This window comes from Faecalicoccus acidiformans, assembly GCF_014202635.1.
Classification (GTDB): domain Bacteria; phylum Bacillota_I; class Bacilli_A; order Erysipelotrichales; family Erysipelotrichaceae; genus Faecalicoccus; species Faecalicoccus acidiformans.
Genome location: NZ_JACHHD010000007.1, coordinates 24,435 through 46,166, shown reverse-complemented (window position 1 = coordinate 46,166; position 21,732 = coordinate 24,435). Strand labels below are relative to the sequence as shown.

Below are 21,732 nucleotides of genomic sequence, written 5' to 3'. Positions count from 1 at the left end.
TCCATTCATTTTTATCTTTTCCCGCGGTATAATGTCACTATGCATGAGATGGAAATCACCACCCACATTTTAAAAGAAACTTTGGATCTTGCCAAAAATCGCCCGGTCCAAAAAATCAAAGCGATCAACTTGGCCTTAGGTCCTTTTTGCGGTTTTGTGCCCGAATGCATCCAGATGTATATGGACGTGATCAGCCAGGGGACAATTGCCCAAAACGTGAAAATCAACGCCCGAATGATCCCTTTAAAGATCCGCTGTAACACATGCCAGAAAGAAGCCGAGATCGACCGGCTTCACATTGAATGTCCTTTTTGTCACAGCACCGATCTCAAGAGACTATCCGGGAATGAATGTATGATAGAAAGTATCGAGGTAGAATAAATGGAAATCAAAGTATATCATCAGATCTTAGATTGGAATGAAGATGTATCCAGCCAGGTAAAAGCGACCTTAAAAGAACACCATACGATTCTGATCAACATCATGGGCTCCCCCGGAGCCGGAAAAACAAGCCTTCTCAAAGAGATGATCCAGTCCCTGCGAAAAGAATATTCTATCGGCGTAATCGAAGGCGATATCACCACCAGCATCGATGCCAAAACCATCCATGATCTAGGCATTCCCAGTGTGGAACTCAATACCGATGGCGCCTGCCATATCGAAGCCATGAGCATTCAAAAGATCTTGCCTGAATTTGACTTGGATCAGATCGACATCCTCTTTGTCGAAAACATCGGCAACCTGGTCTGCCCGGCCGAATTCGATATTGGAGAAACAATGCGCATGACAATTTTAAGCATTCCCGAAGGAGATGATAAAGTTGTCAAATACCCTTTAATGTTCACCCAAACCGATTGTCTTATCTTGAACAAAGCGGATATCTTGCCTTATTTTGATTTTGACATCGAGCGGGTACAAAGAGATTATCAAGGCGTCAATCCGGGAGCCCCTTCTTTTGTCGTCAGCACAAAAGATCAATCCGGGATCGACTTGCTTTGCGCATTTTTAAAAGAAAAGATCGATTCTCTATTATGATCCATATTCAGATCCATGTATACGGTATCGTCCAAGGTGTGGGATTTCGTCCCTTTGTCCACCGCCTGGCAAAAACACATCATCTTACCGGCACATGTTTTAACTCAGGAGAAGGGGTAGAAATCCATGTTGAAGGACCTCAAGCAGAAGTCCATGCTTTTTTGCATGATTTAAAGCACCAGGCACCGGCCCTGGCACAGATTCAAAAAATCACAGCACAAGAAGGGCCGGTTCAAAACTATTCCTCATTTCAGATTCTAGAAAGCCATAAAGGAAGCCACAAAACCCTGATTGCTCCCGATATTGCTCCTTGCCAAGACTGTATGCGCGAACTGCTCGATCCCCAAGATCGAAGATACCGATACCCTTTTATCAACTGTACGAACTGCGGACCTCGTTATACGATCATTCAAGATATTCCTTACGATCGTCAAAACACCACGATGTCTGCATTTTCCTTATGCCCAGATTGTGAAAAAGAATATAACGACATCACAAATCGGCGATATCATGCTCAACCTAACGCCTGTAAGCACTGCGGGCCTCAGCTTGAATATATAGGAAGCGCAACGTTCAAAGACCCCTTGGATAATGCCCTTTGGGATCTGCAGCACGGAAAGATCGTTGCCGTCAAAGGCATTGGGGGGATTCATCTCGCCTGTGATGCCAGAGACCCAAAAGCCATCCGGCGTCTGCGTCAACGCAAACAAAGAGAAGCCAAACCCCTTGCGATCATGGTCAAGGACATAGAGACTGCCAAAGAATTTGTGGTTTTAAACGCAAAGGAAGAACAGTTCCTTTCCTCGAAAGAGCGACCCATCGTACTCTGCAAAAAGCGCGATCCTCAAGCTTACCAGGAGCTTTCGCATACTAAAGAACTCGGCATTTTTTTACCCTACAGCCCATTGCATATACTGCTGCTGCAAACATGCACCGCATTAGTCATGACCAGCGCCAACCTGCAGGATATGCCAGTTTTGATCGACAATGTCGAAGCCAAAGAAAAGCTGAAAGATATCGCCGACGCCTTTTTGTTACATGATCGCCCCATCGAGAATCGCTGTGACGATTCCTTGATGCGCATTGTCAGCCAAGAGCCTTATTTTATTCGCCGCAGCCGCGGCTATGTTCCTCTTCCTTTGCCAACACAAGAAGACGTCACCGGCATCTTGGCTCTGGGTGCCCACCAAAAAGGCAGCTTCGCCTTAGGAAAAGACCACCAGGCCTTTTTGAGTCCTTATATTGGAAACATGGAAAACTTGGAGACCCTGGCCCATTATCATAAAGCCCTCAAAACGATGGAACGCCTTTTTTCCATTACTCCGGCTGTAGTGGCATGCGATCGGCATCCGGACTATGCTTCCACACAATATGGACAAAGTTTAGGCCTGCCCCTTATCTCTATTCAGCATCACCATGCACACATGGCCTCCTGTATGGAAGATAATCAACTCCACGAAACCTGCTTTGGCATCATCTGGGACGGAACAGGCTTAGGCGAAGACCAGACAATCTGGGGGAGTGAATTTTTGATTGGAGACCAATGCTCCTATCAGCGTTGCGGATCCATCTTGCCCATCGCTTTGCTGGGGGGTGAAAAGGCAATCCATGAGATTGCACGCATCGCTTTGGCCATGTGTTGGCAAGCCGGCAAAGAGATTTCGCTTTTAGATCCCGACAAACAGAAAAACTTAAAAAAAATATGGAAACATTCTTCCGTTTTTTCCAGCGGAATGGGTCGGTTGCTGGATGGGTTTTATAGTTTGATCACCAAACAAACGCATCAAACTTATGATGGACAAGCCCCTGTGGCTTTGGAAAATCTGGCAAAGCCGACCTCCAAGACGTATCCCACCGCTTACCAAACAAAAAACAATGTCCGTTTTTTTGATTGGACCTTGATGCTCAAAACTTGCCTGGAAGATGCCGATCCGAAAGAATATAAAGCACAAAAGATCCATAACACCTTGATCCAGATGGCAATCGAACAAACTTGCCAATTGAATCCCCATCATCTTCCTGTAATCTTAAGCGGAGGATGTTTTCAAAATCAGATTTTATTAAAAGGAATCATTAACGGATTAAAAAAGCACGGTTATCGTGTATACTGGCATAGAAGAATCAGCTGCACTGATGAAGGCATCGCCTTGGGACAGCTTGCCATTGCCCAAAAAAGGATGTGAGAATATGTGTTTAGCCATTCCTTTGACCATTCAAAAAATTGAAGGAAAAACCGCAATCGGAACTGCCAACGGCATTTCCCAAAAGATACGGATCGACTTTTTGCCCGACTGCCAGCCAGGAGATGATGTGATGGTTCATGCCGGATTTGCGATTGAGAAGATCGATGCGCAAAAAGCACAAGAAACCCGAGAACTGTATCAGGAGATCTTTCATGCGGTTCAGTAAACCAAAACGCCCTATCACCTTGATGGAGATCTGCGGGACACACACGATGGCCATCGCCAAAAGCGGTATCAAAAATGTACTGCCAAAAGAAGTCAAACTGATTTCCGGCCCTGGCTGTCCCGTTTGTGTCACCCCTTCCAGCGCCATCGACATGATTTTAGAGCTAAGCAAGGATCCCCATTTGCTCATTTGCAGCTATGGTGATCTGTTGCGAATTCCCGGCAGTCAAAGCGAGACACTTCGAGCCCGCCCCAATGTTCGCCTTTGTCTCTCGCCTATGGATGCCATCCAAATCGCGCAAAACAACCCCGATAAAATCATCTTGTTTATAGGGGTAGGATTTGAAACAACAGCTCCCGGCAGTGCGGTTCTGATCCAGGAGGCCCGACGAAGCCAACTCAAAAACTTTTATTTTTACAGTCTGTTAAAACGAACTCAACCGGCCATCTGTGCCTTGTTGGAAAAAGAAAAAACACAGATCGACGGATTTCTTTGCCCCGGTCATGTCGCTGTGATCATAGGTGAAAAAGGATTTGAATTTCTGCCTTGCAGATACCATCGGCCCGGTGTGATCAGCGGTTTCGAACCGGAAGACATTCTCGTTTCCATCGAAGCTTTGATCCAAATGATCAATCAAGAAGATCCGAAAATTCTAAACACCTATGACCGACTCGTACAACAGGAAGGCAATACGATAGCCCAAGCCCAAATCGAAGACGTCTTTGAAGTTGAAGATTCCCTTTGGCGAGGCTTGGGAACCTTGCCAGATAGCGGCTATCGCCTCAAAGAAAAATATCAGGATTTCGATGCTCGTCAGCATTTTCATCTTCCTGGCTTAGAAAACAAGGAACCTGAAAATTGTCAATGCGCCGCAATTCTCTGTGGAGAAAAAGCCCCTTCACAGTGTCCTTTATTTCAAACCGTCTGCACCCCGCAAGATCCTGTCGGCCCTTGCATGGTCTCCAGCGAAGGCGCCTGTGCAGCCGCTTATACATACGAGGAGTGATCCTATGAAAAACAACATTACATTAGATCATGGCAGCGGAGGTTTGTTGACTTCCCGACTGATCGAACAAGAAATCGTATCTCGATTTCAAAACCCCAGTTTGAACGAGCTCAAAGATGCGGCTGTTTTAGAACATTTTGATCAGGACATCGTCTTTTCCACCGATAGTTTTGTCGTAGATCCGTGGAAATTTCCCGGTGGCGATATCGGAAAGCTGGCCGTCTGCGGCACGGTCAATGATATTTGTATGGCTGGGGGGTTGCCGCGTTATCTTTCCTGTTCTCTGATTCTGGAAGAAGGATTCCCTGTTGCTGATCTGCAAACGATCTTAAATTCCATGAAAGAGAGTGCCCAACAAGCCGATGTTTCCATCGTAACCGGAGACACAAAAGTGATCGAACATCAAAAGGGGCACCAAATCTGGATCAATACAGCAGGGATAGGAACCAAGATCAAAGATCTCGATTATAAGTACCAGGAAGGAGATGCCGTCATTCTTTCCGGAAGCATGGCTCGCCATGGTGCCAGTGTCTTTATGGCTCGCGAAGATATTCAGCTGGAAGGAAACTTGACCTCCGACTGTGCTCTTTTGATCGATCAGGCCCGTATTGCCTTCTCTTTTTCTGGCCTGCGCATTTTAAGAGATCCCACCCGCGGAGGAGTCGCAACCACATGCCTGGAATTGATCGAGCATTCTTCATGGGGTATGGAACTTGATGAAAAGAAATTACCCATTGATTCCGATGTGCAAACCCTTTGTGATCTATTGGGTTTTGATCCTCTTTATCTGGCTTGCGAAGGAAGAATGCTGGCAATCATCGACCAGCATCAGGCCGATGCCCTTTGCAGCGCTTTAGGCCCTCAAGCATCCATCATTGGCAAGATCACAAAAGAACATCCGCAAAAACTGACTCTCAAAACAAAAATAGGCGCAACCCGCATGCTAAGAAAATTATCCGGGCAGCCCCTTCCTCGCATTTGTTAGGCACAAGCCTAACTTTTTTTATTAAAAAAGAGGATCTTTCGATCCTCTAGAATAAGCCTTTGATTTTTCCGTCTTCATCAATATCCATATCTAAAGCACTTGGATGTTTTGGAAGACCTGGCATCGTTAATACTTTCCCCGTTAACGCGACAATAAATCCGGCGCCTAAGCTTGGGCGAAGTTCACGAACCGTGATCGTAAATCCTTGCGGACGTCCCATGATCGAGCCATCATCACTCAAAGACATCTGGGTTTTCGCCATACAAATCGGCAATTTACCCCATCCATTCTTATTGAATATTTCAATCTGTTCTTTTGCTTCTGGAGTAAATTGAACACCATCAGCCCCATATACCTTTTTCGCAATCGTTTCGATCTTTTCTTCGATCGTTTTATCTACATCGTATAAAGGCGCATAATGGTTTTCTTTTTCACAAAGCGCCACCACTTTTTCAGCTAGATCAATTGCACCCTTTCCGCCATTGGCCCAAACAGTAGACAAAGACATTGGATGACCATGTCCCTGGCACCAGTTCTCCAAGGCCTCGATTTCACGATCGGTATCGCTGACAAACTGATTGATCGCAATCACATAAGGAAGTCCAAACTGCTGAATCGTATCGATGTGCTTCGCCAAGTTTTCGCACCCCTTCAACAAAGCATCCACATTTTCTTCTTTCAGATCTTCAAAGGCAACTCCGCCATGCTGCTTCAAGGCACGAACGGTCGCCACGATCACGACGGCATTCGGATGCAGATGCGCCAGGCGACATTTGATATCTAAGAATTTCTCTGCTCCCAAGTCGGCCCCAAATCCAGCTTCTGTCACCGTATAATCCGCTAAATGAAGGCTGGCTTTGGTCGCAATCACAGAGTTGCATCCGTGCGCAATGTTCGCAAACGGTCCCCCGTGTATCAAGACAGGATTGTGTTCCAAAGTTTGAACGATATTAGGCAAGATCGCATCTTTCATGACCATGGCCATGGCCCCTTCGCATTTCAAATCTTTGATATATACCGGTTCATCATTGTATGTATAGGCAACCAGCATCTCGCCAAAACGACGTTTAAGATCCATCAGATCATCGGCCAGACATAAAGCCGCCATGACCTCGCTGGCAACCGTGATATTGAAACCATCTTTTCGCTCTACCCCATTGGCTTTGGAGCCTTGCCCGATCGTGATATCACGAAGCGTACGGTCGTTCATATCTAAACAGCGTTTAAAGGTGATCTTTTCGGGATCGATATTCAGTTCGTTGCCCTGATGAATATGATTATCGATCATGGCACAAACCAAGTTGTTGGCAGTTGTGATCGCATGCATATCCCCCGTGAAGTGAAGATTGATGTCTTCCATCGGTACTACTTGTGCATAACCTCCGCCGGCCGCTCCGCCTTTTAAGCCAAAGACCGGACCCAAGCTTGGTTCCCGAAGTGCCATCATGGTTTTTTTCCCGATTTGATTCAACGCATCCCCCAAGCCAACGGTTGTGGTACTCTTTCCTTCCCCGGCTTTAGTCGGATTGATGGCAGTCACAAGGACCAGTTTCCCCATACTGCGATTTTCTAATTCTTTGATATAGTCAAAAGACAGTTTCGCCTTATATTTTCCATACAGCTCCAAAGAGTCTGCTGGAATACCGATTTTTGCCGCAACTTTCTCAATGGGTTCCAAGACACATTCTTGGGCAATTTCTAAATCTGACTTACTCATGATCCATATCCTTCTTTCCAATGTCATGACGATAGAAGAGATCTGTACATTCGATCTTTTCTACTTCTTTATATGTATGGGCATATGCCTCTTCTAAAGTATCTTCCAAAGTTACAACCATCAAGACACGACCCCCATCGGTCACTAGTTGATCCTTTTCCATTTTTGTACCCATATGGAAAACCAAGGCATCCAGATTATCCGTGTTTTGGATCACGGCTCCTTTAGTCGAACTAGCCGGATAATTTGTGCTGGCCAAAACAACCCCATGGCTGACTTTTGAAGACCAAGTCAGATGAACTGGTTTGTTTTCCATTACATCTAAAATCGCCTGGACAAAATCGCTTTCTAGACGCGGCAGTACAACCTCAGCTTCCGGATCTCCGAAACGAGCATTGAATTCGATTACTTTGACACCATCCTGCGTCAACATCAAACCTCCATACAGGAAGCCCGTGAACGAAACGCCCTCCTGAACCATCGCCTTGGCCATCGGCTTCATAATCGTTTCCATCGCATTTTCTACGATTTCTGGCGTGATCTTCTTTACCGGACTGTAAGATCCCATCCCGCCGGTATTAGGCCCTTTATCTCCATCGAAAACAGGTTTATGATCTTGTGCGATCTCTAACGGGATCACTTGTTCGTTATGCACTAAACAAATCAAAGAAAATTCAAAGCCAACCAAACATTCTTCGATTACAACTTTATTTCCTTCCTGGCAAAATGCAGCTTCCAAAGCTTCCAAGGCTTCCGAGAGCTCTTGCGCGACCGTAACCCCTTTTCCAGCTTTCAAGCCATCTTCTTTAATGACGATCGGTGCCCCTTTTTCCTTTACATAAGCAGTGGCCTTTTCCAAATCATCAAAAGTTTGATAAGCCGCCGTTGGTATCCCATATTTCGCCATAATGTTCTTGGCAAAATCTTTACTGGATTCGACTTGGGCAGCTGCCTTTGTAGGTCCAAAGATCTTTAATCCGGCTTTTTGAAACGCATCGACAACACCTAAAGATAAAGTGGCCTCCGGCCCTACGATACTCAAATCAATTTGTTTTTCTTTCGCAAAAGAAACCAAACCTTCGATATCGCTATCAGATACATCAACACAAGTCCCGATCTTGGCCATCCCCGGATTCCCCGGCGCCATATACAATTCATCACAAAGTTTGCTTTTGTGACAAGCATATGCCAACGCGTGCTCGCGTCCACCTTTTCCAATCACTAAAATTTTCATCTGTATTCTCCTCGCCTCTTTTTTTATTTTAACACGAAATCCGAAAGACTATCTATCTTTTGGCGAGTCCAAAATATCGCCTAATTCAATTGCCGGCCCACTGGATTCGCCTTTTTTCAAAATCATATAAATCAGCATCATTCCTGCTCCCAAAACCGATAAGGCCACCAAGGATAAAGACTGAATGCATGCCAGACAAAAACCGAGGGCAAAAAAGACCCAAGTCTCTTTTGAAGCCAAAACATTGATTACGATTGCAAATCCTAAAGCCGGGATCAAACCTCTAGCTGCCCGCAGTCCTTCTAAGATCCATAACGGAAGGCTTTCCAATCCGATTGCGATCCAGCTGGTAGGAATCAGCAATAAAACCAAAGCAGGGATCATAACACGACAACCCTGCATAACGATCCCGCATCGATGCCAAAATTCCATTTTATGCATATTGCCTTCTTGTGCTGCCGCATCCATATTCTTGACAAGAGAAATTGCTCGGGTTCGACAAATTTTTGTCAAAAAGAGACCAATCACAGAAAGCGGAATCGCAATCCCGATAGCGCCGGAAATCACTAGATCCGGAGCCACTGAGGATGAAAGTCCCTGGACCATCAAAATCCCGCTGGCAACAGAAGCTAAAGCGATATCAGGAGCTACCGCGGCACCGACATTGGCCCAGCCTAATGCCATCATTTGTAAATATCCGCCCAAAAGGATCCCTTCAGAAAGATGTCCGCTGACCAAACCGATCAAGGTACAAGCCACTAAAGGCTGATGGAACTGAAATTCATCCAAGATACCTTCGACTCCTGCCAAAAAAGCCACAGCCAAGATCAGCAGAAAAGATAGAATCGACATACGATCACCTCAAAATTCTACTTGTTTATAGTATACAACATTCCAAACAAAAAAAGCTCAGCGAACTGAGCTTATCGTATTAATAGTTTTTAGCGATCTTGCGGAATACAGACTGCGGATATCCACAAACCGGGCAAGCTTTTGGCGCATTGGCTCCAGTATACTGGAATCCACAGATTCCACAGATCCAAGTATCGCTTTCTTCTCCGGCAAATACTTTTCCATTTTCCACATTTGAAAGCAGTTTTAAATAACGTTCTTCATGTTGTTTTTCGATTTCTGCCACTTTATCCATCTGGAAAGCGATCTTTGTGAATCCTTCTTCACGAGCTGTTTCTGCAAACTCTTTATACATCGTTGTCCATTCGTAGTTTTCCCCTTCGGCAGCGGCTTTTAAGTTTGCATCCGTATTTCCGATACCGCCTAAAGCTTCAAACCATAAACGAGCATGTTCTTGTTCGTTGCGAGCTGTTTCTTCAAAGATCTCTGCGATCTGGTTCATTCCTTCTTTACGGGCCACATTAGCAAAATATGTGTATTTGTTGCGAGCCTGGCTTTCTCCGGCAAATGCCGTCTGTAAATTTTGTTCTGTTTTTGATCCTTTTAATTCCATTGTTCTTTACCTTACCTTTCTTTAAGACAATCTGCACAGATTCCATACAAGATCAAAGAATGGGATTCAATGGGAAGCTGAAGCTGATTTTCGGCTTTTCTTTCCAGAGACCGATCATACGTCATATCCACATCATAGACGCGGTGGCAATGCGTACAGATCAGATGATCGTGCGGCCGGCAAGTTTGGTCGAACACTTGTTTTCCGCTGGTCAACATCAAGCTTCCGATCCGATGCTCATTCTGTAAAATTTTCAAATTGCGGTAGACCGTAGCCAGTGAAACAGTTTTTCCCATCTCATTCAGTCCGGCAAAGATATCTTCCGCGCTGAAATGCTGCCCCGGATGTTCCAGCATATACGTATAGATCCATTCTCTCTGTTTTGAAATCTTATACATCTTATCTCCTCATCTAAGAACTATTCTTAGTTTAACCCTTTATTTAAAGAAAAACAATCTTATTTAGTGAGTGTGCTCTAACTTATATCGAGTTCCTTATTTACAGAATCTTAATATCGCATTACTTGTGAAAAAATTATCTAATAGGTATAATAAAGATGAAAGAAACGAGGTGATTTCCATGTTGAAACAATTTCAATCCGTCAGATTTGATGACGACAACAAAAAACTGGATATTTTGATGGGAACAATAGGAGAAGTTTCTTACGAAGACATTGAAAAGGCTGCTGTACTCAACGAAGAAGCCAGCTTCCATGGAAAATCCATTCCTTTTTCTCATCAAGTTCTTGGAGGAACAACCTTCCTAAGCGGTGCTTTGGAGCCGCGATTCTATGTGGGAATCAAGATCACATTAAAAGACGGATCGATTCGTGCTATCTATATCTCAAAGATCAAGACCGGGTTCAATACAGATCTGTACCACAAAGACACCCAGGAAGCTAAAGAAATTCAAAAAATGATCCAGAAACGCATCAGCGCCAGCAATTAGCTGGCGCCTGTTTTTATACTTTATAGAACTGTTCAACATCCAGTACGAAGATAACCGCACCGCCCACTTGCACTTCTAAAGGAAAACTGGAAAAATGCGAGATATCATAACTGGCCGTATTGGGAATGATTTCTGTTCGCTTGCTTGAGTGTTTTTCTATGATCTGCAAAGCCCGCTGGACCGCATCATCCTCACAACCACAGATCAAAGTCGTATTCCCCGCACGCAAAAAACCTCCTGTTGTTGCCAGCTTCGTTACCTGATAACCGGCTTTATTCAATTGGGTGCTCACTGTAGGACTGTCATCGTTGGACATGATTGCCAAAATCAGTTTCATAAGTATCACTTCTCTTTCTTCTTCATTATACACATTCCCTTTTCAAACGAACAGTAAGACTTTTGACATCCCTCAAATTCGCAGTATAATAATGTTTCTATAAGGGGGGAATGTGAAATGAAAACAGCATTGGTATTAGAAGGCGGCGGCATGCGCGGTGCCTATACTTGCGGTGTGATCGACTACTTATTAGATCAGCAGATTCAGTTTGACGGCGTGATCGGAGTCAGCGCCGGCGCTTGTCATGCGACCAGCTACATCAGCAAACAAAGAGGCCGAGCGATTCGAATCGGGGCACATTACCTGGTCGATAAACGCAGTTTCTCTTTTAAATCCTTGATTCAGACCGGGGATCTTTTCAATGCCCAATTCATTTATGATGAAATCCCAAATGTAATCGATCCCTTCGATTATAAAACTTTCAACAATTCTAAAACTCGACTTTATACGGTTTGTTTTGACTGTCAGAATGGCGAAGCTCTTTATATTCCCATTCCTCATATCCAGGAAAATATCGAATATATTCGAGCCAGCGCCTCTTTGCCTTTCATCTCCAAAATCGTTTCCTTCGGCGGCCATGAAATGCTGGATGGAGGCTTGGCCGACTCCATTCCATATGAGTTTATGATGAAAAAAGGCTATGATAAAATCGTCATCATTTCCACAAAACCTCAAGGCTACCGAAAATCTTCCAATAAATTTATGGCTTTGGCAGAAAAAATGTATAAGGACTATCCTTATGTCGTAGACGCCCTAAAGAATCGTCATATCCGATACAATGAACAATTTCAAAAAATGGAAGAATTAGAAAAGGAAGGACAACTCTTTGTTTTATACCCCAGCGATACGCATGGTGTGGGACGTTTGGAGCAAGATGTCGTGAAATTAGAATCCCTTTATAAAACCGGATATCAGGATCTGAAAGATCATCACGAAGATCTGGATCGATATCTGCAGGCGGAATGATCTTCCGCTTTTTTTCTTGCCTTAAAAAAAGCGAAGAACTAGTCTTCGCTTACTACCGATGCATAATAAGATAAGATATCTTCCAGCAGCTGGATGCTGCAGTTTACCTGCTCTTCGGTCATCTCTTTGATCTGGTGGTAGTTTTCCAATAAGATCGTTCTCGATACATTATATTTCTCGGCAAGATAACCGATCCAGTCATCGCTTTCCTTGATCTGCTGTTTAGAGATGACACCCTCGGAAACGATGACACCCGTCAATCCATTGACATCCACCGGAACAGACCATTTCACGATTCCCGCATGACAAGAATACGTTTGCACCTTCATAGACTGTAATGCCTGCGTATAGTTTTCCACTGTGCAGTCATCACAATGCTTCAAGGCGCGCGTACTGGTCTTTAGACATTTACAGAAAAAATTCTTTTCTTTTGCGCTGGCACTGATGATATCGCTCTCATTCTGAACGAAATAACTGTGCAGCCCTGTGATGTCATAATAGGCATCCATTGCTTTGTAGATAGCTTCCATTGCGTTCATATGATTCACCTCGATAAAATAAGATAAAAGTTACGTCTTTATTAAATCATTTTTTTCATAAAAATGAAAGCCTTTACACTTCAAATTCTAAGTCGAAAAACAGGATCATCCTATTTTAGTTCGCAGTGTTTATTCTAAATCTTGTGGAACTATAAGAAAAACCCAGCAGATTTTCGCCAGGTTATATTTTCATAAACTTTAGATTCCCGTAATTTGATGAAAGGCATGCTGTGCCGCTATGGCTCCGTCATTGGTCGCCGTCACCACTTGCCGCAGCTCTTTTTGGATCACATCCCCGGCTGCATAAAGGCCCGGGATCTTTGTCTGGCAAGAATCATCAACGATGACATATCCTTTGTCATCCAAAACACCCAATCCTTCCAAACAAACTGTATTCGGATCTTGCCCTACATAAGGGAAGATTCCCTGGCAAGAAAGTGTCATCGGCTCTTTGGTCTCCACGTTTTCAAAAACGATTCCCGATACTTTTCCATTTTCGGCCAAGATTTCTTTCGGGATATGTTTTACAATCACTTCGATTTTATCGTTGGCCTGGATCTGCTCCTGGATCTTCTTTTCTGCACGGAAAACATCACGGCGGATCACGATCGTCACCTTATTGGCAAACTGTGTTAAAAAGAGACTTTCTTCTAAAGCAGAATTGCCGCCGCCGATCACGACCACATCTTTATTCTTAAAGAAGGCTCCGTCGCATACCGCACAAAATGAAACCCCTCGTCCGATATTTTCTTGTTCTCCAGGGATCTTCAACAGCCGCTCTTTGGTCCCGGTCGCAACGATCACCGCTTTTGCCTCAATGACCGTTCCGTCGCTCAATGTCACTTTTTTATCCGCATCCACTTTTTCTACGTCACCATAGGCGTATTCGGCTCCAAAAGATGTTGACTGTTCAAACATACTCGTCGCAAGCTCAACACCGCTCAATTCCTTTACACCAGGGTAATTAGAGATCTTATGTGTCTTGATCAGTTTTCCGCCCGGTGCCCCATTATCCAACAACAAAGTCTTCAATCCGGCACGAGAACCATAAACACTGGCTGCCATCCCGGCCGGGCCAGCTCCAATGATTACCAAATCGTATTGTCGCTCCATGCTCGTTCCTCCTTACACAATTCCAAGAGTTCTCTTAGATCTTGAATCACCCTGCAAGGGTGTTCTTTTTCCATTGCTTCTTTTTGACGAGGATCTTCCGTAAACCCGACTGAAAAAGCAGCCATATTTTTGGCGCATAGAATATCAGTCGCATTATCTCCGATGTAGATCACATCATCATGTCCAGTATTCAACAAATTACATGCTTCTATCAAGCCAGATGCACTCGGCTTAGGTTCTGGCAGTTTTTCCGCTCCCAAAACAATATCAAAATAAGCATCCAAATGCACGATCTGCAGCCCGTGTAAAGCTGCCGGTGTTCGTTTGTTCGAAACGATCGCCATCAAATATCCTTCTTCTTTTAATGCCGATATGGTTTCAAAGGCGTGCGGGATCGGCTTCAACAAAGAATCATGCAGATCAAAATTGATCTTTTGATAAAGCTCAATGGCCTCCGGGATCTGTTCTTGCGCAAAATACTTTCCGAAAGAAACTTCCAGCGTCGGTCCAAAAAACGCATATAACTCATCTTGGCTCAGCTGTTTTTCCGGCTTCATCTTCGCAAAGACTTGACGAACGGTCTCAAAAACCAGCTCGCGCGAATCCTGCAGGGTTCCATCCAAATCAAAAAGCAGCACCGGTTTCTGATACCAGTGAAACCATTTATGAAGAAGGCCGCTCAATCCTAAAACACCGACAAGGACCAAGGCTAAAGAAACGAGCTGCGAAACCCGTAAAGAGCCGATCATCAAAGAGTCGGTACGCAACCCTTCCACAAAGAATCGCAACAAGCCATACCATACGCAATACATAAATCCGCAATCTCCTCGATGACGGTAGAATTTCTTGCGGAAAATCAAAGTGATAAAGGCAAATCCCAACAGGTTTCCCACGCTTTCATACAAAAAAGTCGGTTCGCGATAGGCACCCTGGATCCACATCTGGTCTTTGATGAACGCAGGAAATACATCATAATAACTTTCGGAAACGATCTTTCCAAAAGCCTCCTGATTCATAAAATTGCCCCAGCGTCCAAACGCCTGAGCAACCATGACACCAGGCATAATACAGTCAAACATGCGAAGCACCGAGATCCGATTTTTACGAAAATACCAGATACTGTAAAGCACTCCGACAATCAAGCCGCCATAGATGGCTAGTCCTCCGTTCCAGATAGCAATGATCTGATCCGGATGCGCGGCATAAAACTCCCACTCAAAGATCACATAGTACAATCGTGCTCCCAAAATGGAAAGCACCATCATAGGGATCACATAGTCTTCCAGAACCGAAGAACTATATCCCCATTTTTTCATCGACTTTTGTGCCAACAGATAAGCAATTACAACGCCTGTCAAGATCAAAACCGCATACCAGGTGATATGCAGTCCGCCTAAAGACAAGATCACGCGACTATTGGGAAACAGTTCCATCGTTTTCTTCCTCTGTTTTATTTACGGCAATGGCCTTTAAGACCATCTCTTCAAATTCTTTGGCAGAATCAAAACCTTCCTGCAACAACAAGAAGTTCGTAACTGCCGCTTCAATGATCGTAGACATAGGGCGTCCGCCGCTGACAGGGATACGCATCTTTAAGATCTTAAGCCCCATGATTTCGGAGTATTCTTTTTCTTCGATACCGACGCGGTCATATTCTTCGTTTCCGTCAAAAGGCACCAATTCGATTTGAAAATCAATCTGAGTCTGGTGTGCAAACGAGCCGACTCCATACATGCGGCCGATGTTGATGATACCGACTCCACGCAACTCCATAAAGCCTTCCAGCATTTTCGGCGTCCGGCCAATCAATTGATTATGGATGCGATAACAGTCAATGCGATCGTCAGCAACCAGCTGATGTCCTTTTTGGATCAACTCCAGTGCAATTTCGCTTTTTCCCATCCCGGAATTCCCTGTGATCATGACACCCACACCATGGATCCGCATCAGTTCGCCATGGATAATGATTGAATGCGCCAGTTTTTCATCCAGGAAGTTGGTCACATTCACGACCGTATGGGCTGTTTCTACCGGCGTCTTAAAGATCGGAAAATTCTTTCGCTGTGCAATTTCTGCTAAGATCAAAGGACATTCATGTCCATGACAAATAACGATGGCTGGTGTATCTTCTCCGGTGATGAATTCAAAACTACGTCTTTGCGAAACTTCATCCATCTCTTGTTGGATATAGCCGATTTCTTTATCGCCCAAAATCGCAAGTCGTTTCGAGGCCGTATTTGGAAAGTATCCTGAGAGTTCCAAACCCGGCCGATTGGTGGCTGCCGTTTCTAATAACCGCTCCAAGGTAGAGTCATCGCCCGTAACTCTTTCCCAGTTGAATTGTGCCACCAGATCGCGCAAGCTGATCGTTGAAGCTGTTTCGTGCATTGTCATGAATTCACTCCCTTTCCAATAAAGGCTTTAAATATTGCCCTGTATAACTATCCGGACAGGCCGCCACTTGTTCCGGAGTTCCGGTAATCAGAACTTGCCCGCCATCCTGGCCGCCTTCCGGTCCTAAATCTATGATTTGATCTGCACATTTGATCACATCCAGATTATGCTCGATCACGATCACGGTATCTCCATGATCGACTAACCGCTGCAACACTTCGATCAGTTTTTTCACATCATCGCTATGCAGCCCCGTCGTTGGTTCGTCCAGCACAAACAATGTCTTGCCTGTCGCCTTTTTCTGCAGTTCGCTGGCTAATTTGACACGTTGGGCCTCTCCGCCCGATAACGTAGTCGCACTCTGGCCTAATTTGATATAGGAAAGACCAACATCATAAAGCGTCTGCAGTTTATGACGAATCTTCGAAATGTTCGAAAAGAAATCCAGTGCTTCTTCGACTGTCATATCTAAGACGTCCGCAATGTTTTTTCCTTTATAGAGAACTTGCAGCGTCTCATCATTGTATCGTTTTCCATTGCATTGATCGCAAGGAACATAGACGTCGGGCAAAAAATGCATCGAGATCCGCAAGATCCCGTCACCCTGGCAAGCGTCACAGCGCCCCCCTTTGACATTGAAAGAAAAGCGCCCTTTATCGTAACCTAACATCTTAGCCTCTCGGGTTTGCGCAAAAAGTTCTCGGATATCATCAAAAACACCCGTATATGTCGCTGGATTGCTTCGTGGTGTACGTCCGATCGGATCTTGAGAAATCTCTACGATCTTATCGATATGTTCCAATCCCCGAATTTGCTTGCAGGCACCCGGCTTGATACGTAAACGTCCCAGAGCATTTTGCACCCCATGTGTCAACACCTCTGTCACCAAAGACGACTTTCCGGATCCAGAGACTCCAGTCACCACTGTAAAAGTCCCAAGCTTAAAATCTACGGTAATATTTTTCAGATTGTTTTGACTGGCCTTAACGATACGCAGTTTCTTTCCATTGCCTTTTCGACGCTTTGAAGGCACTTCGATTCTTTGGCGCCCGCTCAAATAAGCTCCGGTAATGGAATCTGGATTGTTCATGATCTGTTCCGGAGTCCCGACAGCCACGATTTGTCCTCCATGGATCCCGGCTCCCGGACCGACGTCCACGATGTAATCACTGGCTCGCATCGTATCTTCATCGTGTTCTACAACGATCAAAGTATTGCCCAAATCGCGCATATCCTTTAACGCTGAGATCAGACGGTCATTATCTCTTTGATGCAGTCCAATACTTGGTTCATCTAAGACATACATGACGCCGGTCAGTTTAGACCCGATTTGAGTCGCCAAACGAATGCGCTGTGCTTCTCCTCCAGAAAGTGTCGAAGCCAGACGATCCAACGTCAGATAATTGAGACCTACATGATTCAAAAATTCCAAGCGGTTTTTGATTTCCTTTACGATCAAATGAGCGATTTTTTCCTGCATCGGAGTCAGTGAAAGCTCATCCATAAAAACAAGCGCTTCTTTGATCGACATCTGTGTCCATTCATAAATGTTCTTTTGCCCGACACGTACACTTAAGGCCTGTTCGTTCAAGCGCGCCCCATGGCAAGTCGGGCAGGGAGCGTCGGCAATAAAGCTTCCATACCAATCTCTGGACATTGCCGAGGTCGTCTCCATGTACCGTCTTTCAATCAAAGGCGCTACCCCTTCAATGATCTCGACCTTGGCCTGGTGGATCCCGCCTCGAGAATGAAGCTGGTAAGCAATCGGAACATCTGAACCATATAAAATATAATGAAGCTGTTTTTTAGGCAGATCCTTGATCGGCGTATCCATATCGATTTGATAATAATCGATCAGTGCCTTCATTCTCTGCCATTCTAAGTTTTCCGTATTGACGATATTCTTATAATAGCGAATGCCTCCTTGGGCAATTGACAAAGACGGATCCGGAATCAGCAGACGAACATCTACTTTTTGTGTGATTCCTAACCCCTTGCATGTCGGACATGCCCCAAAAGGCGCATTAAAACTAAACAGTTTGGGTTCCAGTTTCGGAACGCTGAATCCGCAGATCTTACAAGCATAATTGCTGGAAAAAAGAATCTCTTCTTCCTTTGTCAAAAGAATAGCCAATCCATCGGAAAGTTTTAATGCCGTTTCTAATGAGTCGTGAAAACGCGATCGATCCTGCCCCTTGACAATGCGGTCCACAACAACATCTATGCTGTGTTTCTTATTCTTCTCCAAAGGTTCCACATCTTCCAAGTAAACGATCTGTCCATCCAAGCGAATACGAACGTATCCTTCCTTAGTCAATCTTTCTAACAGTTCTTTATGAGTTCCTTTCTTTCCGGAAATCACCGGAGAGAGAATCGTACACCGGGTTCCATCTTCTAATTCCATGATTCGATCGATCATTTCTTTGATCGTAGAACCAGCGATAGGTTCGTTGTGGTGCGGACAATACGGAACTCCGATCCGTGCATACAACAAGCGCAAATAATCATAGATTTCGGTTACAGTTCCGACAGTACTGCGCGGATTGTTGCTGGTGGTCTTCTGATCGATCGCAATGGCCGGCGAGAGCCCTTCGATCTGATCGACGTCCGGTTTTTCACTGTTTCCTAAAAATTGGCGCGCATAAGCCGACAACGATTCCATATAACGGCGCTGTCCTTCGGCATAAATGGTATCGAAGGCAAGGCTGGTCTTCCCACTTCCGGAAACTCCGGTCATAATGACCAGCTTGTTTCTGGGAATCTCTAAATCTATATTTTTCAGGTTGTTCTCGCGAGCTCCCTGAATCGATATCTTATCTCGTTCCATTTTTGATCACCTGCTCCGTTATTATACCATAGGACCAAGACGCAAACATCCTTTGAGCTCGAAAAGATCATTGAATCGATTCGTTCCTCTTTTGATGTTTTTGGGAAATTTTCAAACCGATCCTATATTCTTTGATTCCTTTTTTTGATAGAATGAAATCCTATCCAAAAAGGAGGCGGTCAACATTTCAGAAGCTTACCCTTTTTTAAAAGAGGATGGATCATTGTGTGATTATGAAATTGAAACGGATCTGCTGGCCAGCCAGATCGGAGAAGCAATCCATGCGATCCGGCACATTCATAAAGAAGACTTGCTCCTTCTTTGTGAACAAGTCTATCACGCCAACGGATCCATATGAGGACATTTTGCCATCGCGCCGCAAGATCTGGAAAAACTGAAAACGATAGAAGAACACTATGCGATCCCCTGCCGTCAATTTGTACTGTCGCAAGGATCCATAGGTGCCTGCAAGCTGCATGTTTTACGATCACAAACCAAAAAGGTGATCCGTCATATGCATCGCATCCAAAAAGAAAGAAACGCCCCCGGGATCTTATGGGATTACTTCAATCGTCTATCCAATTTATTCTTCATGATGGCCCTTTACGAAAATCAAGCCGAAGCAATCGAGGAGATCCCTTTCTTATCGAGGTCTTATGACAGTTAAAGAACTTTGTGTCACAGCCATCATCGGTGCCATTGAATTTGTGGTCTTCACTTCGTTTTCTTTCATTCTTTATTTGGAATGCATCACCTTTACCGTGTTGATCTTTTCGGTCGTTTTCCCCAGAAAGATCGCCGTTTCAGGAGCGGTGGTTTTTGGTCTTCTCAATATTGTGCTGATCCAGGGCGCTTTGTCCGCCATGATTTGTTTGTTTTTATATCACCCGACAAAAAAAGCACTTTGTGCGATAGAAAGGAAACTTGATCTATGAAAAAACTTTTAATGCTTTGTCTGAGCCTTTGCCTGATTGGCTGCAGTGCGACACAAAAACCTGAATCATCTTCATCGGATGCCGTTACCTTGCATATCACGGTGATCAATGAGGTCGAAGGTGAAACACTTTTTGATGATGATCTGACAATCGAAAAAGGAGTTTCAACACTTTCTGACTTTTTAGAAGAAGCCGACTCCTTGGAGGTCGTAATGGAAGAGGGAGAATACGGAAAAACCATTCTCTCCATCTGCGGTGTTGCCACAGAAGACTGGAACAAAGGTCCCTGGTGGCTGTTTGAATCCGACACCAACCAAGCCTGTGTAGAAGCGGGCATGTGTCCGGCGGCCAGCGAACTGACCATTGAAGACGGCGATTCCTTCACTTTCACCTACACCGATACTTTCTAAGAAAAACTCAGCCTGACAATGATCAGACTGAGTTTTTTCGTCCTTGAATAATAACACCCTGTGCTTCAGGATCGTCCATGATGATCTCTTTGACCGAAGGCACCAGGATCTGGCCGGCATAAGGATTCTTGATACTTTCAACTTCCGTAGTGATCACAGCATTTACGATCGAGCGCTCAAATGCCAGATCGGTATCGATCATTTCACATTGGATCAGTTTCAGATCCCTGCAGTAACAAAGCGGCTGGGTCCCGATGATCGTACAGTTTTCCAGCACCAGACCTTCGGAATACCATGCCAAGTATTCGCCTTTTAACACCGAGTTTTTGACCCATACATCTTTGGAGTGCCAGAAGGCATCCTTGGTATCGAATACACAATGATCAAAATAAGCATTGTTCATGTATTGAAAAGAGTATTTCCCTTGGAAATGCACGTTTTCAAAACGAAGGTTTTGCGCCCGCATCATAAAGTATTCACTGACGGCATTTGAATCTTTCATCTGAATATTGCGGGTCATCCAGCCAAATTCCGGCGAATTAATCTCGCAATCTTGGATCACGACATCATCGCATTCTCGCAAAGCTTTGATGCCATGCATCTTGGTGTCCGTGATCTCGATATGATCCGAATACCATAAGGCAGCCCGACAATTCGGGGTCATTTCACAATGCGTGATCTTCAAACCGTGATCGTGCCAAAAGGGATAGCGAAGATTCAGATACGTATCCTGGACATCAATATTTTCACACTCTTTAAAGGCGCTTTCGCCGTCGGCCGGCCCATCAAACCGACAGTTTTTCACCATCAGATTTCTCGAACCATAACAGGCTCTTTCTTCATCCATTTGTTGATTTTCTATTCTCATTTCTCATCATCCTTCCTAAGAAAAACAAAGCTTGTTATCCAAGCCTTGTTGATGTTTTATAACCACTGCGAAGCCCAAGAAAGCAATCTTTTCTCAGAAACCGAATCGCTGAAGCGCATGCCCATGACGACTTTGGATCCCGGTGCCAGCCTTTGCATGTTCTCCGAGGAATTTCCCATTTCGCTTCCTCCGGAGGTCGCAAACGGAACCACTGTCTTTCCTCCGAAATCATAGCTTTCCATAAATGTATCGATGATCGAAGGTTCGCGATACCACCAAATCGGGAAACCGACAAAGACGACATCGTACTGTTCCATATGTTGTACCGTATTACGGATTGCCGGACGGCATTCAGGATCTTTCATTTCTTGCGTACTTCGACTCAATGTATCATTCCAATCTAGATCAACACTGGAATAAGGTTGAACGGGTTTGATTTCAAACAGGTCCGCCTGGATCGCATAAGCCAATTTGGATGCGACTCTTTCGGTTGTCCCGCTTGCACTAAAATAAGCGACTAGACTCTTTGCCATTGTCATTCCTC

The 21,732-nt window shown here is 44.7% G+C and carries 25 protein-coding genes; 12 read left to right on the top strand and 13 right to left on the bottom strand.

From position 1 onward, the window contains the following. The first annotated feature begins 39 nt into the window (after nt 1–39). From HNQ43_RS04480 to hypE, 6 genes are read left to right on the top strand one after another with little or no spacing between them, the layout of a single operon-like run. Nucleotides 40–381 (top strand): hydrogenase maturation nickel metallochaperone HypA/HybF, encoded by a 342-nt coding sequence (locus tag HNQ43_RS04480; RefSeq protein ID WP_183375204.1) that lies wholly within the window; start codon nt 40–42, stop codon nt 379–381. Beyond that, nucleotides 382–1,035: a hydrogenase nickel incorporation protein HypB gene (hypB, locus tag HNQ43_RS04475; protein WP_183375203.1), complete on the top strand. Its 654-nt coding sequence runs from the start codon at nt 382–384 to the stop codon at nt 1,033–1,035. It begins immediately after the preceding gene. Further along, nucleotides 1,032–3,218: a carbamoyltransferase HypF gene (gene hypF / locus HNQ43_RS04470; protein ID WP_183375201.1), complete on the top strand. Its 2,187-nt coding sequence runs from the start codon at nt 1,032–1,034 to the stop codon at nt 3,216–3,218. The genes hypB and hypF overlap by 4 nt, the downstream gene beginning before the upstream one ends. Before the next feature lie 4 nt (nt 3,219–3,222). Beyond that, nucleotides 3,223–3,444, top strand: coding sequence for a HypC/HybG/HupF family hydrogenase formation chaperone (locus HNQ43_RS04465; RefSeq protein ID WP_183375199.1), 222 nt, complete (start codon nt 3,223–3,225; stop codon nt 3,442–3,444). Beyond that, entirely contained in the window at nt 3,431–4,450 is a 1,020-nt protein-coding gene (gene hypD / locus HNQ43_RS04460) for a hydrogenase formation protein HypD (protein ID WP_183375197.1), read from the top strand. Before HNQ43_RS04465 ends, hypD begins: the two co-directional genes overlap by 14 nt. 4 nt (nt 4,451–4,454) lie before the next feature. After that, a complete protein-coding gene (hypE, locus tag HNQ43_RS04455; protein ID WP_183375195.1) occupies nt 4,455–5,435 on the top strand; it encodes a hydrogenase expression/formation protein HypE in 981 nt (326 codons plus the stop codon). A 46-nt stretch (nt 5,436–5,481) separates the two neighbouring features. Here hypE and HNQ43_RS04450 read toward each other — a convergent pair whose 3' ends face one another. The 5 genes from HNQ43_RS04450 to HNQ43_RS04430 all read right to left on the bottom strand — a co-directional run bounded on the left by HNQ43_RS04450 (nt 5,482) and on the right by HNQ43_RS04430 (nt 10,249). Beyond that, nucleotides 5,482–7,152 carry a formate--tetrahydrofolate ligase gene (locus HNQ43_RS04450; protein ID WP_183375193.1) on the bottom strand — a complete coding sequence of 557 codons (1,671 nt, stop codon included), beginning with the start codon at nt 7,150–7,152 and terminating at the stop codon, nt 5,482–5,484. Then, nucleotides 7,145–8,386 carry a phosphoribosylamine--glycine ligase gene (purD, locus tag HNQ43_RS04445; RefSeq protein WP_183375191.1) on the bottom strand — a complete coding sequence of 414 codons (1,242 nt, stop codon included), beginning with the start codon at nt 8,384–8,386 and terminating at the stop codon, nt 7,145–7,147. The genes HNQ43_RS04450 and purD overlap by 8 nt, the downstream gene beginning before the upstream one ends. Before the next feature lie 48 nt (nt 8,387–8,434). Continuing rightward, a complete protein-coding gene (locus HNQ43_RS04440) occupies nt 8,435–9,238 on the bottom strand; it encodes a mannose/fructose/sorbose family PTS transporter subunit IIC (RefSeq protein WP_183375189.1) in 804 nt (267 codons plus the stop codon). 79 nt (nt 9,239–9,317) lie between these two features. Then, nucleotides 9,318–9,851, bottom strand: coding sequence for a rubrerythrin (gene rbr, locus HNQ43_RS04435; protein ID WP_183375187.1), 534 nt, complete (start codon nt 9,849–9,851; stop codon nt 9,318–9,320). Nucleotides 9,852–9,862: 11 nt separating this feature from the next. Further along, nucleotides 9,863–10,249, bottom strand: coding sequence for a Fur family transcriptional regulator (locus HNQ43_RS04430; RefSeq protein ID WP_183375186.1), 387 nt, complete (start codon nt 10,247–10,249; stop codon nt 9,863–9,865). A gap of 181 nt (nt 10,250–10,430) precedes the next feature. Between HNQ43_RS04430 and HNQ43_RS04425 the strand changes: the two genes are divergently transcribed. Beyond that, a complete protein-coding gene (locus tag HNQ43_RS04425) occupies nt 10,431–10,799 on the top strand; it encodes a hypothetical protein (protein WP_183375185.1) in 369 nt (122 codons plus the stop codon). Nucleotides 10,800–10,812: 13 nt separating this feature from the next. On the opposite strand, the gene HNQ43_RS04420 is transcribed toward HNQ43_RS04425, so the two are convergent. After that, nucleotides 10,813–11,136: a cyclic-di-AMP receptor gene (locus tag HNQ43_RS04420; RefSeq protein ID WP_183375184.1), complete on the bottom strand. Its 324-nt coding sequence runs from the start codon at nt 11,134–11,136 to the stop codon at nt 10,813–10,815. Nucleotides 11,137–11,253: 117 nt separating this feature from the next. Between HNQ43_RS04420 and HNQ43_RS04415 the strand changes: the two genes are divergently transcribed. Next, the gene (locus HNQ43_RS04415) at nt 11,254–12,102 is read left to right on the top strand and encodes a patatin-like phospholipase family protein (RefSeq protein ID WP_183375183.1); all 849 of its coding nucleotides are present in this window, start codon (nt 11,254–11,256) and stop codon (nt 12,100–12,102) included. Nucleotides 12,103–12,140: 38 nt separating this feature from the next. On the opposite strand, the gene HNQ43_RS04410 is transcribed toward HNQ43_RS04415, so the two are convergent. The 5 genes from HNQ43_RS04410 to uvrA all read right to left on the bottom strand — a co-directional run bounded on the left by HNQ43_RS04410 (nt 12,141) and on the right by uvrA (nt 18,975). After that, a complete protein-coding gene (locus HNQ43_RS04410; protein WP_183375182.1) occupies nt 12,141–12,641 on the bottom strand; it encodes a PocR ligand-binding domain-containing protein in 501 nt (166 codons plus the stop codon). Between the two features lie 198 nt (nt 12,642–12,839). Further along, nucleotides 12,840–13,754: a thioredoxin-disulfide reductase gene (gene trxB, locus HNQ43_RS04405; RefSeq protein WP_183375181.1), complete on the bottom strand. Its 915-nt coding sequence runs from the start codon at nt 13,752–13,754 to the stop codon at nt 12,840–12,842. Further along, complete coding sequence (gene lgt, locus HNQ43_RS04400) at nt 13,730–15,187, bottom strand: prolipoprotein diacylglyceryl transferase (protein WP_183375180.1); 1,458 nt, start codon at nt 15,185–15,187, stop codon at nt 13,730–13,732. Before lgt ends, trxB begins: the two co-directional genes overlap by 25 nt. Next, complete coding sequence (gene hprK, locus HNQ43_RS04395; RefSeq protein ID WP_183375179.1) at nt 15,168–16,148, bottom strand: HPr(Ser) kinase/phosphatase; 981 nt, start codon at nt 16,146–16,148, stop codon at nt 15,168–15,170. Before hprK ends, lgt begins: the two co-directional genes overlap by 20 nt. A gap of 4 nt (nt 16,149–16,152) precedes the next feature. Beyond that, on the bottom strand, nt 16,153–18,975 hold the full coding sequence (gene uvrA, locus HNQ43_RS04390) for an excinuclease ABC subunit UvrA (protein ID WP_183375177.1): 2,823 nt from the start codon (nt 18,973–18,975) through the stop codon (nt 16,153–16,155). A gap of 223 nt (nt 18,976–19,198) precedes the next feature. Between uvrA and HNQ43_RS09255 the strand changes: the two genes are divergently transcribed. Genes HNQ43_RS09255 through HNQ43_RS04375 form a run of 4 tightly spaced genes read left to right on the top strand, consistent with a single transcriptional unit; the run spans nt 19,199 to nt 20,320 of the window. Further along, on the top strand, nt 19,199–19,333 hold the full coding sequence (locus tag HNQ43_RS09255; protein ID WP_280525461.1) for a hypothetical protein: 135 nt from the start codon (nt 19,199–19,201) through the stop codon (nt 19,331–19,333). 12 nt (nt 19,334–19,345) lie between these two features. Beyond that, entirely contained in the window at nt 19,346–19,642 is a 297-nt protein-coding gene (locus tag HNQ43_RS09185; protein WP_342353957.1) for a hypothetical protein, read from the top strand. Then, complete coding sequence (locus tag HNQ43_RS04380) at nt 19,632–19,910, top strand: hypothetical protein (RefSeq protein WP_183375175.1); 279 nt, start codon at nt 19,632–19,634, stop codon at nt 19,908–19,910. The genes HNQ43_RS09185 and HNQ43_RS04380 overlap by 11 nt, the downstream gene beginning before the upstream one ends. Continuing rightward, a complete protein-coding gene (locus HNQ43_RS04375; protein ID WP_183375173.1) occupies nt 19,907–20,320 on the top strand; it encodes a DUF4430 domain-containing protein in 414 nt (137 codons plus the stop codon). The genes HNQ43_RS04380 and HNQ43_RS04375 overlap by 4 nt, the downstream gene beginning before the upstream one ends. A gap of 22 nt (nt 20,321–20,342) precedes the next feature. Here the strand turns inward: HNQ43_RS04375 and HNQ43_RS04370 are convergent, their stop codons facing one another. Both HNQ43_RS04370 and HNQ43_RS04365 read right to left on the bottom strand, forming a co-directional pair. Next, nucleotides 20,343–21,188, bottom strand: coding sequence for a DUF3737 family protein (locus tag HNQ43_RS04370; RefSeq protein WP_183375171.1), 846 nt, complete (start codon nt 21,186–21,188; stop codon nt 20,343–20,345). Between the two features lie 56 nt (nt 21,189–21,244). Further along, entirely contained in the window at nt 21,245–21,721 is a 477-nt protein-coding gene (locus HNQ43_RS04365) for a flavodoxin (RefSeq protein WP_183375169.1), read from the bottom strand. Nucleotides 21,722–21,732 lie beyond the last annotated feature (11 nt).

Bases quoted from the DNA above. Each gene is read 5' to 3' on its own strand.
- HNQ43_RS04480 (WP_183375204.1), top strand. From the start codon at position 40: ATGCATGAGATGGAAATCACCACCCACATTTTAAAAGAAACTTTGGAT.
- hypB (WP_183375203.1), top strand. From the start codon at position 382: ATGGAAATCAAAGTATATCATCAGATCTTAGATTGGAATGAAGATGTA.
- hypF (WP_183375201.1), top strand. From the start codon at position 1,032: ATGATCCATATTCAGATCCATGTATACGGTATCGTCCAAGGTGTGGGA.
- HNQ43_RS04465 (WP_183375199.1), top strand. From the start codon at position 3,223: ATGTGTTTAGCCATTCCTTTGACCATTCAAAAAATTGAAGGAAAAACC.
- hypD (WP_183375197.1), top strand. From the start codon at position 3,431: ATGCGGTTCAGTAAACCAAAACGCCCTATCACCTTGATGGAGATCTGC.
- hypE (WP_183375195.1), top strand. From the start codon at position 4,455: ATGAAAAACAACATTACATTAGATCATGGCAGCGGAGGTTTGTTGACT.
- HNQ43_RS04450 (WP_183375193.1), bottom strand. From the start codon at position 7,152: ATGAGTAAGTCAGATTTAGAAATTGCCCAAGAATGTGTCTTGGAACCC.
- purD (WP_183375191.1), bottom strand. From the start codon at position 8,386: ATGAAAATTTTAGTGATTGGAAAAGGTGGACGCGAGCACGCGTTGGCA.
- HNQ43_RS04440 (WP_183375189.1), bottom strand. From the start codon at position 9,238: ATGTCGATTCTATCTTTTCTGCTGATCTTGGCTGTGGCTTTTTTGGCA.
- rbr (WP_183375187.1), bottom strand. From the start codon at position 9,851: ATGGAATTAAAAGGATCAAAAACAGAACAAAATTTACAGACGGCATTT.
- HNQ43_RS04430 (WP_183375186.1), bottom strand. From the start codon at position 10,249: ATGTATAAGATTTCAAAACAGAGAGAATGGATCTATACGTATATGCTG.
- HNQ43_RS04425 (WP_183375185.1), top strand. From the start codon at position 10,431: ATGTTGAAACAATTTCAATCCGTCAGATTTGATGACGACAACAAAAAA.
- HNQ43_RS04420 (WP_183375184.1), bottom strand. From the start codon at position 11,136: ATGAAACTGATTTTGGCAATCATGTCCAACGATGACAGTCCTACAGTG.
- HNQ43_RS04415 (WP_183375183.1), top strand. From the start codon at position 11,254: ATGAAAACAGCATTGGTATTAGAAGGCGGCGGCATGCGCGGTGCCTAT.
- HNQ43_RS04410 (WP_183375182.1), bottom strand. From the start codon at position 12,641: ATGAACGCAATGGAAGCTATCTACAAAGCAATGGATGCCTATTATGAC.
- trxB (WP_183375181.1), bottom strand. From the start codon at position 13,754: ATGGAGCGACAATACGATTTGGTAATCATTGGAGCTGGCCCGGCCGGG.
- lgt (WP_183375180.1), bottom strand. From the start codon at position 15,187: ATGGAACTGTTTCCCAATAGTCGCGTGATCTTGTCTTTAGGCGGACTG.
- hprK (WP_183375179.1), bottom strand. From the start codon at position 16,148: ATGACAATGCACGAAACAGCTTCAACGATCAGCTTGCGCGATCTGGTG.
- uvrA (WP_183375177.1), bottom strand. From the start codon at position 18,975: ATGGAACGAGATAAGATATCGATTCAGGGAGCTCGCGAGAACAACCTG.
- HNQ43_RS04380 (WP_183375175.1), top strand. From the start codon at position 19,632: ATGACAGTTAAAGAACTTTGTGTCACAGCCATCATCGGTGCCATTGAA.
- HNQ43_RS04375 (WP_183375173.1), top strand. From the start codon at position 19,907: ATGAAAAAACTTTTAATGCTTTGTCTGAGCCTTTGCCTGATTGGCTGC.
- HNQ43_RS04370 (WP_183375171.1), bottom strand. From the start codon at position 21,188: ATGAGAATAGAAAATCAACAAATGGATGAAGAAAGAGCCTGTTATGGT.
- HNQ43_RS04365 (WP_183375169.1), bottom strand. From the start codon at position 21,721: ATGGCAAAGAGTCTAGTCGCTTATTTTAGTGCAAGCGGGACAACCGAA.